Annotated in this window: 8 protein-coding genes; 1 reads left to right on the top strand and 7 read right to left on the bottom strand. The window is 70.8% G+C overall.

Annotation, left to right across the window (positions count from 1 at the left end; translation table 11 throughout):
• Positions 1–208: 208 nt before the first annotated feature.
• Genes Q4V64_RS29405 through Q4V64_RS29395 form a run of 3 tightly spaced genes read right to left on the bottom strand, consistent with a single transcriptional unit; the run spans position 209 to position 5372 of the window.
• A complete protein-coding gene (locus tag Q4V64_RS29405) occupies positions 209–2401 on the bottom strand; it encodes a bifunctional serine/threonine-protein kinase/ABC transporter substrate-binding protein (protein WP_124440261.1) in 2193 nt (730 codons plus the stop codon).
• Positions 2401–4542, bottom strand: a complete 2142-nt coding sequence (locus tag Q4V64_RS29400) for a bifunctional serine/threonine-protein kinase/ABC transporter substrate-binding protein (RefSeq protein ID WP_124440262.1) — start codon at positions 4540–4542, stop codon at positions 2401–2403. Before Q4V64_RS29400 ends, Q4V64_RS29405 begins: the two co-directional genes overlap by 1 nt.
• A complete protein-coding gene (locus tag Q4V64_RS29395) occupies positions 4539–5372 on the bottom strand; it encodes a hypothetical protein (protein WP_253266956.1) in 834 nt (277 codons plus the stop codon). The genes Q4V64_RS29400 and Q4V64_RS29395 overlap by 4 nt, the downstream gene beginning before the upstream one ends.
• A 377-nt stretch (positions 5373–5749) precedes the next feature.
• Here Q4V64_RS29395 and Q4V64_RS29390 point away from each other — a divergent pair, with 377 nt between their 5' ends.
• Positions 5750–8710, top strand: a complete 2961-nt coding sequence (locus Q4V64_RS29390; protein WP_253266957.1) for a SpoIIE family protein phosphatase — start codon at positions 5750–5752, stop codon at positions 8708–8710.
• Between the two features lie 194 nt (positions 8711–8904).
• On the opposite strand, the gene Q4V64_RS29385 is transcribed toward Q4V64_RS29390, so the two are convergent.
• From Q4V64_RS29385 to Q4V64_RS29370, 4 genes are all read right to left on the bottom strand, one after another.
• A complete protein-coding gene (locus Q4V64_RS29385) occupies positions 8905–11367 on the bottom strand; it encodes a xanthine dehydrogenase family protein molybdopterin-binding subunit (RefSeq protein ID WP_124440263.1) in 2463 nt (820 codons plus the stop codon).
• Positions 11367–11909 (bottom strand): (2Fe-2S)-binding protein, encoded by a 543-nt coding sequence (locus Q4V64_RS29380; RefSeq protein ID WP_124440264.1) that lies wholly within the window; start codon positions 11907–11909, stop codon positions 11367–11369. Before Q4V64_RS29380 ends, Q4V64_RS29385 begins: the two co-directional genes overlap by 1 nt.
• A complete protein-coding gene (locus Q4V64_RS29375; RefSeq protein WP_124440265.1) occupies positions 11906–12790 on the bottom strand; it encodes a xanthine dehydrogenase family protein subunit M in 885 nt (294 codons plus the stop codon). The genes Q4V64_RS29380 and Q4V64_RS29375 overlap by 4 nt, the downstream gene beginning before the upstream one ends.
• Positions 12791–12928: 138 nt before the next feature.
• Positions 12929–13153 carry a hypothetical protein gene (locus Q4V64_RS29370; RefSeq protein WP_124440266.1) on the bottom strand — a complete coding sequence of 75 codons (225 nt, stop codon included), beginning with the start codon at positions 13151–13153 and terminating at the stop codon, positions 12929–12931.
• Positions 13154–13400: the final 247 nt, after the last annotated feature.

Here is a 13400-nt window from a genome sequence, read left to right as displayed (position 1 = left end):
CGGCTACGGCTTCGCGCTTACGGTCACCCTGGTGCCGGTGCTGATCGCGGTACCGGTACTCACCGCACTCGGCAAGGAGGCCCGCGGACGGGCCTTCGGCAGCACCGAGCCGGAATCGGCGGCGGAGGGCACACCGGTCACGGCGTAACCGGAGGAAAGGGCCCGGGCCAAGGTGGCTGACATGATCCCGTTCGCATCCGAGTTGAGCTCACTTGACCTGGTCGTCGCGTCCCAGGAAGCGGAAGGCATTCCCCTTCGTCTGGAACAGGAAGTACGACCCGTCCGGCTCAAGGGCGTTGGTGCCGCCGGTGGTGAAGCGGAGGGTTTTGGCGAGTCCCTGGTAGGTGCCTTCGAACAGGCGCTGGGCCACGGCCGCCGGTTCGATGTCGGCTGTTCCGCCCAGTCTCTCCAACGTGCGCGTGATCAGTCCCACGGCGTCGTACGCCTCCGGGGACCAGTGCCCGGGGGCCGTACCGTACCTCGCGCGGTACGCGGTCCTGAAGGTGCGGGACACGCTGCCGGGGTCGGTGAAGGGGGTGCCGAACAGCCAGTCCTGGCCCGCCGCTCCGGCCTGCTGGAGGAAGGCCGGGTTCATGATGTGCCAGGTGCCCAGGCGCGGTCCGGTGAAGCCCGCGTCGGCGAGTGCGCGGGCGCAGCGTGCGGCGCGCTCGGGCGACGTGCCGCTGAAGACGACGGCCTGCGCCTTGGCGGCGAGGGCGGCGCGGACGGCGGGAGCGAAGTCGTCGCTGTCGGCCGCCACGGGATGAACGCTGGTCGTGCCCTCATGGGGCGGCTCCTCCGAGAACCGGTTGATGAGGGCTGATCCCGTACGGCCCGCCGCCTGATCGTCGATGACGGCGGTGCGGTCGACCGGTCGTACGTCGGTCAGATATGAGGTCAGCGGCAACGCCAGGTAGGACTCGGGCCCCCGGGTGGCGCGCAGGATGCTCAGATTCGACGCCGTGAGTCCGTCGTCGTTGACAGAGATCAGCACCATGGCCGTGCGGGTGTCCTGGTAGAGCGGGCCGGCGGCGAGCGCCGCGTTGGCCGTGCCGGGGGCGAGGACCGCGCTCACCTTGGCCCCGGTGAAGCGCCGGGCCGCCTGTTTGGCGCGCGCCGCTTCGCCCCGGTCGTCGACGGTGTCGAGGGCGAGGCGGAACGTGATGCCCGCGCGCGCGTTGTGCTGCTCCACGGCGAGCCGCGCCCCGCGCTCCTGCGCCACGCCGTCCGCCTTGTTCTTGCCGCTGAGGTCGGCCTGGAAGCCGAGGGTGTGCACGGGGAGGGCGCCGCCCGAGCCACCTGTGCCCCCTCGCCCGGCAGTGAGATAGGCGGTGACCCCGCCGCCGACCGCGACCACGGAGGCCGCCGCGCTTCCCATCAGCAGCACGCGCCGTCGGGTCGCAGGGCGGGCGTCCTGCGGGTGCGATGGCGCAGGGTCGGTGGCCGGGTCGTCGTCCGTCGGTTGCCGTGGAGGGCGGCGTCGGGGGGTGGGAACGTCCAGTGCTCGGGCGGAGCGTTCGGCGACCATGCGGAGGAGCGCGGGTGGCAGCCACTGCTCGTTCCGGGCTTCGGGAATTCCCCTTGCGAGCGAGACCCGCGGGTCGCGGAGCGCCGCCGCGACCTCGGCGGCCGTGGGCCGCTTGGTCGGGTCCTTGGCCAGGCAGGCCCCGATCAGAGCCCGTAGCTCGCCGGGCACGTCCGCCAGGTCCGGCTCCTCGTGCACCGTACGGAAGAGGACGCCCGCCGCGTATCCGGTGCCGAACGGGCGCCGGCCCGAGGCCGCGTACGCCAGGACGCAGCCCAGCGAGAAGACGTCGCTGGCCGGGCCGACCTCCCCGGCGCGGGCCTGTGCCTGTTCCGGTGCGAGGAAGCCGGGCGTGCCGACGACCGCGTCGGGTGCGGTGAGCGCGGTGGCGCCCGCGGCGTGGGCGATGCCGAAGTCGATCAGGCGGGGACCGTCCAGGGCGAGCAGGACGTTGCCCGGTTTCACATCGCGGTGCACAACTCCCGCCGCGTGTACGGCGGTGAGCGCTTCGGCCAGCCGCGAACCCAGGGTCCGTACGGCGGCGACGGGCAGCGCGCCGAAGCCGTCGACCGCCTCGACCAGCGACGGTCCGGGGATGAACTCCGTCGCCAGCCAGGGCTCCCGGGCCTCCGTGTCGGCGGCCACGACCGGCACCAGCCAGTGCCCGGTCAGACCTCGGACCGCCGTCACCTCGCGCCGGAACCGGGTGCGGAAGGCCGGGTCCGCCGCGTGTTCGGCGCGGATCGTCTTGAGCGCGACGAGCGCACCTCCTGCTGTACGGGCGAGGTGGACGACGCCCATGCCGCCCGCGCCGAGCCGGGCCAGCAGCCGGTGCCCGCCGATGTCCTCGGGGTCGTCGGCAGTCAGGGGCAGCATCAGAAGTCGACCTCGCCCGCGTAGGAGTACCGGCCGCCCTTCACCTCGTAGCGGAAGATCGCGGACCCCTTGAGCCACCCCCCGTGCTCCTCGTCGAACGCGTACGTCCGGACGAGTCCCTTGTACGTGCCCTTCGCCAGCAGGTCGTACAGCCGGTTCCGGGAGGGCCGGCCGCCGGCCTCGGTGAGGCGGGTGATGACCATGCGGGCCACGTCGTACGCCTCGGCCGCCCAGTACGGGGGTGCGGAGCCGTAGCGCTTTCGATAGGCGGTGGCGAAGGGGCGGACGGCGGCGGCCGAGGGGTCGATGTACGGGGCGAAGATCTGCCACCCGTCGGCGGCGGTGCCCGCGGCGGTCAGGAACTCCGGTTCCGCGGCCGGGTAGCCGAGGACGCGCAGGCCGTTGAAGTCCGTCTGCGCGAGGGCGCGTGCGACGGCAGCGGCGCGGGCGGGGGTGCCCGTGTAGACGAAGGCGTCCGGCTGCCGCGCGGCCATCTCGGCGACCACCGCAGTGAGGTCCTTGGCAAGCCGCGGTACGACACGCGGTTCACCGGCGATCTTGGCGACACCGAGGTACTGGAACATGGAGTGGCCGAGCTCCCAGGCCGGGATGCCGCCGTCGCGGTCGATCAGCACGCCCACCCGCCGGGCACCCTGAGTCCGGAGGGAGATGGCCGCCGCCACGGGCAGGCCCGTGTAGCCGGGGACGGCCTGGAGGAAGTGGCGGGGCTGCGCGGTGCCGTACACGGACTGCGCGGAGGAGACCGTGAGCTGGGGGACGAGCTGTGCGTCGTAGCTGTCGAGGCTCGCCCCAGTAGTCTCGTCGCCGGTCGAGCCGATGACGGCGAGCAGGTCGCGGTCGGCGGCGAGAGTGCGGGCCACTTTGGCTGCGCGGGTCGCGTCGCCCCGGTCGTCGACCGTCTTGAGAGTGAGCGTGAACGGCTTGTCCTCGCGGGAGTTGAACTGCTCGACGGCCAGCCGTATCCCACGTCCCTGGGCCTGTCCGACGCTTCTCCGCGGGCCCGTCAGGTCGGCCTGCACGCCGAGGATCCAGCGACGGGCACGGGACGAGGCGGTCGGCGCGGGGTCGTCGCCGCGCTGTGCGGCCCAGAGCGCGGCACCGCCGCCGGCGGCGAGCAGGGCAGCGCCGCCGCCGAGCTGGAGGAAACGGCGGCGGCTGGTGGGACGAGGCACGTCCGTCGGAACTTCCGTCGGCTGCCCGTCCGTTGGCGCGTCGAGGGCCGTCGCCTCGATGTCCGGGAGGGCGAGCATCGCGGCGGAGCGGTCGGCGATGAGTCGTACGACGGCGTCGGGCAGCCAGTCGACGGTGTCCTGGGGCGTGTCCTCGACCAGCGTCTCGTCCACCTCTCGGGCGGTGGGCCGGGTGGCCGGGTCCTTGGCGAGGCAGCGCTCCAGGAGCGCGCGCGTGTCGTCGGGGACACCGTCGAGGTCGGGCTCGTCGTGCACGGTGCGGTAAAGGAGGGCGTCCACGGCACCGGTGCCGAAGGGCGGGCGGCCGGTGGCGGCGTAGGAGAGGAGACAGCCGAGGGCGAAGACATCGCTGGCGGGCGACGCGGGCTGCGCCTGGGCTTGTTCGGGGGCGAGGAACCCGGGGGTGCCGACGACCATGTCGGCCGAGGTGAGCGCCGTCTCCTCGGTGGCACGGGCGATACCGAAGTCGATGAGGCGGGGGCCGTCGACGGCGAGCAGCACATTGCCGGGCTTGACGTCGCGGTGGACGAGTCCCGCGTCATGCACGGCGGTCAGGGCGCGGGCCAGCATCCGGCCGAGGATGCGCACCCCGCGCGGCGGCAGCGGACCGCAGGCGGCGACGGCCTCGGCGAGCGAAGGGCCGGGCACGAACGCGGTAGCGAGCCAGGGCGCCGCCGCGTCCGGGTCGGCGCCGGTGACCTGCACGGCCCAGGGGCTGTCCACGCGCCGGGCGGCGGCGACCTCACGACGGAAGCGCGCGCGGAACTCCGGCTGGTCGGCGTACTCGGGCAGGATCACCTTGACGGCGGCCAGCTCCCCGGACCCGGCACGCCCGAGGTAGACGATGCCCATGCCACCTGCGCCGAGCCGGGCGAGCAGACGGTGACCGCCGATACGGGCCGGGTCGGAGGGGGTGAGCTTCTCGGTCATCGGCCATCGCCCTGCGTGCTGCCGCTGGGCTCCGGCGTGTTCCGTTCGATCTCGGCTCTGAGGCGGGCGCGCATGCCGACGTGCGGATCGCGCAGCCGGTCGAACAGGTCTGCCCGGGACCAGCCCTTGGCTCCCTTGGCGGAGACGGCGAGGGTGAACTGGCCGATGCGGGTCTGCTCCCAGAGGTACGGGTGGGGGCCGCCGACTTCGGCGCTCGTGTAGGAGCCGAGCTCGTTGAGCGCGTCGTCGGCGTACTCGTTCCCGGAGTCACCGAAGGAGTTCGGGACGTCGTTCAGCGACGTGACCACCTCATCCGAGCGCAGCCGCTGCGTGGGGCAGCGCATCATCTCTTCCAAGACCTCGGCGTTCTCCCAGTCGGCCTGCTCGGGGGTGCGGTGCACCGTGACGACGGCGCTCAGCCGGAGTGGGCCCTTGGTGCCGCTCGCCGGTATCTCGTAGGAGCGGGTCAAGGTGGCGAGGACGTCCTTCGGGAGCGCCTGCTGGTGCCAGACGCAGTCGTCCCCGAGAACCGGCCGGCGTCGCGGGTCGCTCTCGTAGGGGACCCGGCGGACGGTGCCGGGGCCAAACGCGGAGGGATCCGCGATGACCTCCCGGATCAGCGCGGCGGCTCGCGCCTTCGTACCCGGGAGTCTGGCGGGGTCGATGTCGACGACTTCGGTCGGCGACGGGCCGGCGACCGTCGTGCCGCCGGCCTTCCGCGCGGGCGTCGATGCGGACGGCTCGCCCCCACCGGAGGTGCAGCCGAAAAGCACCAAGCCGCACACCGCGCCGGCACAGCCGAGGCGCACCGCTTCCTTGACTGCGACCACGAGTCCCCCTGGAATCACCGATTCACCATGCGTCCGCCCTGATGCTATGCAGCAACTTGCATGTAATGACCAGCGGTTGACGCTGACGTGGCTGAGCTGTTCCACACATGTCACACACCCTGGCTCGGATGTGGCGCCATCACCCGGGCCAGATCACTGGACCGACCTCAAGCACGCCTCAGCCCGGCCCGAGGTGACGTACAGCTACCTGGGATCAACGGAACGGAGAAGGAGATAAAGTACATATAGGCAGATTGATGAAATGCCTGATTGACGACAGCAGTGCCGCACGGGTATCCGATGATGGGGAATTGCACGAGCGGGGCTTCACACGCGACCTTCCGGGAGACGCGGTGGTGGCTGGGAACGCGAGGCCCGTGAGCCTCATCGAGCAGTCGGAGACGCTGCGGCTGCGACTGCTGGCGGCCGGCGACCACGGGCTGTCGATGGCCGAGACACTGAACGTGGCCCTTCAGCAGGTGACCGCCGACCTGGGTGGCCTCGGCGGCTTGGCCCACTGGCGCGACCCCGGTTCTGATCGGTTGCGCCTGGTGGCGGCCTGCGGGCTTGCGCCGGAGCTCGCCGGGGCATGGGCGAATCTCCGCGCGGAGGAGGACGTGGCCCCCGCACGCGCCTTGCGCAGCGGTGCCTTCACCTGGGTGGCCGAGGACAGTCTGGGGGTCGGAGCTTCCGGCACCGCGGCGGTGCCTCTGCCCGGTACCAGCGGGCGAGTCGGTGTGCTTTCCGTGCTCACGGCAGGGCCCGACGAGCCGGATCCCGCGCAGCGGTCCTTCCTCGGCTCCGTAGCGGTGTGGGCGGCCGGATGCCTGGAAGAGCGTTCCGACACGCCGCCGGGTGTCTTCTCGGCGGCCAGGGAGCCACCCGCGATCGATCGGCCCGGCGGGGAGGTACCCCGCGTGGTTGCGATCAGCCATTGGGAATACGACGCCGCGGCCGGTTCGGTGACGCTCACCCAACCGGTCATCGACATGCCCGGTGAGTCGCTGCAGACGCTCGACGAGAGCGCGGACCTGTGCCGGCACCTTCCGAGCGTTGAGGATCTGCCGACATTCACGGCCGACATCCGTGAGGCGTACGACAGCGGGACGGCGCACGACACCGAATACCGAGTGCACCACAGCGACGGCACCTTCGGGTGGGTGCGGGCGCGCGGCCACATGGTGCCGGGCAGGAACGGCACCTCTGCCCGTATGGTCGGCACGCTGTGGGGCCCGGCTCACGCACAGGCCGCGTACGATCCGGTCGTCGTCGCCCTTCGTGACATGGACGAAGGATTCCTGGCGGTCGACGAGGACTGGCGGATCACCTTCGTCAACGAGGAGGCCGAGCGTCTCCTCGGCCCCAGCCGGACGCTGCTGGGCAGCACTCTCTGGGACATTCCCGTAGGACGCACACCCGGTCTCGAAGCCCAGTGCCGGCGAGCGTCCGCCGAGAGAAAGCCGATCGGTTTCGATCTCCACAGCCCGACCGGTCAGCGCGTCCGCCGTGTCCGGCTGGTCCCCTTGCAGGGCGGCGGGCTGACGATCTATTTCGCCGGTGTCACCGGCGAGCGGCCAGGGGGAGCCGAGCGATCGGCCGGCGAGCGAAGCGAGGTGGGGGTCCCCCCGGCCGGAGGCTGGGGAAGGGTCGCGGCCGGGGGCTGGGGAAGGGTCGCGGCCGGAGGCTGGGGAGGGGTCGCGGCCGGGCGAACCGCCCGGATGAGCGAGCTGACGGCGGCGCTGGCCGAAGCCGTCACGTCCAGCGACGTGGTGAAGGCCGTCGCACAGCATGTCCTGCCGCCCTTCGGCGCCGACGGGCTGGTCGTCCACGCGCTCGAGGGGGGCCGACTGCGTGCGGTCGGATCCGTGGGATACACCGAGGAATTCCTGCACCAGATCGGCGGGATCTCGCTCACGAGCCACACGGCGATCGCCGAAACGCTCCGCACCCGCACGCCCGGTTTCGTCGAGTCGCCTGCCGATTACGTCCGGCTTTATCCGAGGTTTGTGAACTTTGTGGCCGCATCGGCCAAGAGCGCATGGGCGTTCCTGCCTCTCATCGCTTCCGGGCGCGCGATCGGTTGCTGTGTCGTCTCCTTCTCTCGGCCACGCTCCTTCAGCGAGGAGGAACGCACACTGCTGATAACCCTGAGCGGGCTGATCGCGCAGGCACTGGAGCGGGCCCGGCTGTACGACGTGGAGCACAACCGCGCCCAGGAACTCCAGCGCGGTCTGCTCCCCAGGACACTGCCCTCCCTGCCGGCCGTCTGCGCCGCCGCTCGCTACATGCCCGCGGGGAAAGGCGAAGAGGTGGGCGGTGACTGGTACGACCTGATCCCGCTGTCCGGCGATCGGGTCGCCATCGTGATCGGCGACGTCATGGGGCACGGCATCGCCGAAGCCGCCGTGATGGGGCAGCTACGCACGGCGGTCCGCGCCCTTGCCGACCTCGAACTGGATCCGGACGAGCTGCTCAACCACCTCAACGAACTCGTCGCCGACCTGGGCGACGACAAGTACGCCACCTGCTCCTACGCCGTGTTCGACCCCGTCACCCATACCTGCTCGCTGTCCTTGGCCGGTCATCTCCCGCCTGTCATCGTCCATCCCGATGGGACGGTCCACTGTCCGGAGCTGGCAAGCGACCCGCCGCTGGGCGCCGCCGAACCTCCCTTCGAGACGCACGAGCTGCACCTGCCGGACGAGAGCCTTCTCGTGTTCTGCACGGACGGCCTCGTCGAATCCGCCACCCGGGACATCGACCAGGGACTGGCTCAGCTCAGACAGACGCTGGCGAGGGCCGTGGCCCGGCCCCCGTACTTCCCGACCGGCAGCCGGCACGGTGACACCAGGCGTCTCCATGACCTTTGCGACTTCGTCGTCTCGGCTTTGCTGCCCGACCGTGAGCAGACCAACGACGACGCGGTCCTCCTCGTGGCCCACACCCGAGGCACGCCTGTCGACAGCGTCGCCTCGTGCAGCCTTCCGGACGACCCGCGGGCAGCCGGCCAAGCCCGGGAATACGTCCGCAGCCAGCTGGCCGTCTGGGGTCTGGACGATCTCGTCATGACCACCGAGCTCCTGGTGAGCGAATTGGTCGGCAACGTGATCCGGCATGCCAGCGGCCCCATGCGCGTGCGCCTGCTGCGCAGCCGGTCGCTGATCTGTGAGGTCTATGACGGCAGCCTCACCAGCCCGCGCATCCGGCGCGCCGCATTCACCGACGAAGGCGGCCGGGGCCTGCACCTGGTGGCCGCTCTCTCTCAGCGGTGGGGCACTCGCCATCTCGACGAGGGCAAATGCATCTGGACCGAGCAGAACCTTCCGCTCTCCCCTTGACTCCCCCGGTTATTGACTCCCCGGTTTCCGGCGGAACCGGTCGGGGCTCAACATCGGGCGCCGGTCGTCGACCACGACCACGTCCCGGCCGAACTCCGCGGCGCGGCGGATCACCGGGAGCACGCCGACGCCCGCACCGCACCCACCAGTGCATGCGCCCCGCGCCGACTCGGCCGACGACCCCATCGGCCGCCTCAACGATCCCGGCGTCGAGGCAGCCGCCGCTGAAGTTGCCGGTCGGTGCCGGTCTGCACCGCTGCCACGAGGTCCCAGGGCTTGACCGGCAGCTGCCGAACCCGCATCCCGTACTCCCGCAGGGCGTCGTCGACGGCCGCCGACACGGCCGCCGGGGCCACCATGCGGCCGCCCTCGCCGCCGCCTTTGATGCCGTACTCGGTGAACGGCGAAGGCGTCTGGACGTGCCCGATGCGGAACGCCGGGACCTCGCCCGCGGTGGGGATCAGGTAGTCCCTGAAGTCCGAGGACATGAACTGCCCGTCCTCGTCGTAGACCAGCTCCTCGTAGAGCGTGGTCCCGATGCCCTGCGTGGCGCCGCCGGTGACGTGGCCGCCCAGGCTCCTGGGATTCACGATCGTCCCGGCATCGTGCACGGCCACGTAGTCGAGGAAGGAGAGCATCCCGGTGTCGGGGTCGACCTCCACCACCGCGATGTGACAGGCATGGCCCATGATCGGGTAGAAGACGCCGAAGTCCGAGCCGTCCGGTGCCGGCAGCGTCGTGTACGGGTGGTCGTAGGTGTAGGACTCCTCCAGTCCGCTTGTCATGCCCTCGGGCAGGTCGAGCGCGAAGAAGTAGGCGGTGCCCGCCAGTTCGGCGAGGGTCAGCCCCGTCTCCGGAGCGCCTGAGACCTGCACGCGCGCGTCGACGAGTTCGAGGTCCTCCGCGGCCACTTCGAGGGTGTGCGCGGCGATGTGGATGAGTTTCTTCCGCAGCTTGCGCGACGCGCCCCGGATCGCGCCGGCCACCATGACGGTGTAGCGGCTGCCGCCCGGGCCCGTGCTGGGAAGCGCGTGGGCGGAGTCGGCATACCGGACGTTGACGCTCTCCGGCGGGATCCCGAACTCCTCGGCGAGGACGGTGGCGCCCACTGTCTCGGGACTGTTGCCCCACATCGACTGGCAGTGCAGCAGGAGTTGGAACTGCCCCGTGGGGTCGATCGTCACCGTCGCGCTCTCGGGGCTGGAGGTGACGGGCAGGACGGTCTTCTCCACCAGGAACCAGAACTCGGTGGAGCTGAAGACGCTGCGCTCCTGGGTGGTGGCCAGGCCGATGCCGACGCAGCGGCCCTCCTGCGCCCACAGGCGCTTCTGTTCGGCGCGCCACCCGTCCAGATCGATCATCGACAGTGCCTTGTCCAGTACGGCTGGGTAGTCACCGCTGTCGTAGACGTTGCCGCCGGGGATCGTGTACGGGAACTCGTCGGGCTGGATGAAGTTGCGGCGGCGGATCTCCTCCGGCGCGAGCCCGAGCCGGGCCGCCCCGGAGTCGACCAGCCGCTCCAGCACCCAGTTGTGCACCTCGGAGCCGAAGCCGCGGTAGGCGCCCTGCTGGCACTTGTTGGTGAGCACGGCCCGCAGTCGGTACCTCACGTCCCGGAACCGGTAAGGGCCGACGACCTGGGAGAAGGCGTTGCCGTGGTGGCCGACGCCGAACTGCATGTAGGCGCCGTAGTCGTCGACGACGTCGATGTCGAGACCGACGATCGTGCCGTCGGCACGAAAGCCCATGCGCGCTTCGTAGAAGCGGTCGCTCCCGTGGTGGTCCGAGTTCCCCAGGTGGTCGATCCGGTCCTCGACGTACGACACCGGGCGCCCCACCCGCAGGGCCAGGAAGCCGGCGAGGGTGGGCACCTTGTGCGCGGCGAGCTTGCTGCCGAAGCTGCCACCCGCCGGGACCGGCTTCATGGTCAGCTTGTTCGACGGAACCCTCAGCGCGCCCGCGATCAGGAAGGAGAAGTAGCTGAAGCTGAGCGAGTTGCAGTAGATCTCCAGTACGCCGTTGAAGCCGGGCTGGGCCACCGCGCCCGCGGTCTCCATCGGCATTCCGGCGGAGCGGCCCCAGCGCAGGGTGTCCTCGACGACGAGGTCGGCCCCGGCGAACGCGGCGTTCACATCGCCGAACTCGAAGATCCGCTCGCAGCCGATGTTGCTGTCGTGCTCCTCGTGCAGCACGGCGGACCCGGGCTCCATGGCCGCCGTGGGATCGGTGACCGGCGGGAGGTCCTCATAGTCGACCTCCAGCAGGTCCACGCCGTCCTCGGCGAGGTACCTGCTCTCCGCGACGACGGCCGCCACGGCCTCGCCGACGTAGCGGACCTTGTCCACGGCCAGCGGGTACTGCGCGATGGTGGCCGGGCCGAAGTTCATGCAGGGGTTCATCTTCGCCTTGCAGTCCTCGCCGGTGAGCACGGCGACGACTCCCGGCAGCTTCAGTGCCTCGGTCGCGTCGACGGACCTGATCCACGCGTGCGATACGGGGCTGCGCAGGATCGCGGCGTGCAGCATGCCCGGCAGTTTGAGGTCGGCGATGTACCCGCCGCGGCCGACCAGCAGCCGAGGGTCCTCGACCCGCTTGCGGTCCTTGCCGATGTACCTGTAGCCGGACTTCTCAGCGGTGTCCGTGTGCTCGGTGGTCATCAGGAACGACCTCCCCGGGCGCCGTCGGCCGTCGCCTCGCCGCGAAGCTTGGCGCCGGCGGACTGGACCGCGTTGACGATGTTCTGGTAGCCGGTGCAGCGGCACAGGATCCCGGAGATCTCGTGACGCACCTCGGCATCGGTCAGCTCCTGACCGGTCTCGATGATCTCCTTGGTACGCAGCACCATCGCGGGCGTGCAGAAGCCGCACTGCAGCCCCTGCTCCTCGGCGAAGGACTCCTGGATGGGGTGGAGCTCCGCAGGGTTGACGGACAGGCTTTCGACGGTCTCGACCGCGTGCCCGTCCCCCTGCACGGCCAGCATCAGGCAGGAGCGCACCGAGTGGCCGTCGAAGAGGACGGTGCAGCATCCGCACTCGCCGTGCTCGCATCCGAGATGCACGCTGACCAGGTCGAGTTCGTCGCGCAGGAAGTCGGCGAGCGTGGTGCGCGTCGACACCTCGCGGGTCACGCCCCGCTCGTTGACGCGCATGGTCACGGTCCGGCGGGCGGTGCCGTACTTGGCGGCGGTCGAGGTCGTCACGTCCCGTTGCTCCTCTCGTGGGCGCGCGCCACGGCCGCGGTGATCGCGCGCGACACCACGACGGAGGCGAGGTGCCGGCGGTAGGCGCGCGTGGCGTGCAGGTCGTCCCCCGAGGTCACCGAGGGCACGATCTCCTTGGCGGCCCTGGCGATGTTCTCCCCGGTCGAGGCCTCACCGATCAGTGCGCCCTCCACAGCGAAGGCGCGGACCGGCGTGTCGGAGACACCCAGGACGCCGACGGAGACGGAGGTGAAGCGGTCGTCCTCGTCGAGGTTCACCACCGCGGCGGCGCCGGCGAGCCCGAGGTCACCCTCGCGCCGCGCCACCTCCACGAAGCCGTGGCCCGCGGCCTGTGGCGTCACCGGGTAGCGGACGGCGACGAGGACCTCCTCGGGCTCCAGGGCCGTGGTCAGCCGGCCCCGGAAGAAGTCCCGGGCCTCGATGGTGCGGGTGCCCGACGGCCCTTGCGCGACCAGCGTCGCGTCGAGCGCCATCGCCGTACACGGCAGTTCGGCAGCGGAGTCGGCGTGCGCCAGGCTGCCGCCGACCGTGCCGCGGTGGCGGTTCTCGATGTGGCCGATGTAGCCGGTGGCCTCCGGCAGCAGCGGGACCAGTTCGCCGACCAGCGGGTGGTCCTCCAGTTCGTACTGGCGAACCCCGGCGCCGACCTCCAGTCCGTCGCCGCGGCGCTCGATCTTCTGCAGGTCACCGATCTTGTTGATGTCGATCAGTGCCTCCGGCCTGGCGAGCCGCATGTTGAGCATGGGGAGAAGGCTCTGCCCTCCCGCGAGGACGAGGGATCCGATGCCGTACTCGCTCTTGATCGCGACGGCCTCATCGACGGATTCGGGATCGCAATACGTGAATGGAGGCGGCTTCATCGCCTGTCCTTGGTTGCGGCTCCTGAGGACGAGCAGGTGACCGGACCCGGAGCCGAGGTCGGCTGCGGACGGTTACCCCGAGACCGCATCGTGCGGTTCGTCAGGTGATTGCGGGTGCTCCACAGGCTCCGAGGCGGTTCATACGCGCATACCCATGGCCCTGAGGCCCTGGGCGGGGTCCGAGCCCTGCGCGGGTGCGCAGGGCCGGTCATCGAGATTCACGACGATGACCTCCTGTGTGCTCTGTGCTACGAGCATCCGCACCGGCTCGGTGTCACTGCCGTTCTCCTTCCAGTGCACCACACCCGGCGCGACGACGCCGAAGTCTCGGAACGCCTCCCGGGCCTGGTCCCAGCCGGCCACCGCCCCGCCGACGGCCGACGCAGCCGAGCACGTACAGGGCCGCTTCGGGCTCGCCGTGACGATGACGCCCGTCTCCTGCCCGCTCCCAGCACCAGATCATCCCGCGAGCTGACCAACCATCAGGAGCACAAGACAAAAGACCAGGCCAGAGGGCATCTTGCACAGCTCCCCGCGAGGCGATCCACCACTTGCCTCCGGTCAAGCCGCGACGCCGCAGAATCACCCCACCCAATAACAAGAGTTTTGT

It is taken from the genome of Streptomyces sp. NL15-2K (assembly GCF_030551255.1).
In the GTDB taxonomy this organism is placed as follows: Bacteria; Actinomycetota; Actinomycetes; order Streptomycetales; family Streptomycetaceae; genus Streptomyces.
Note: the sequence above shows the minus strand (reverse complement) of the source record. Positions and strands in the feature narration are given on the sequence as shown.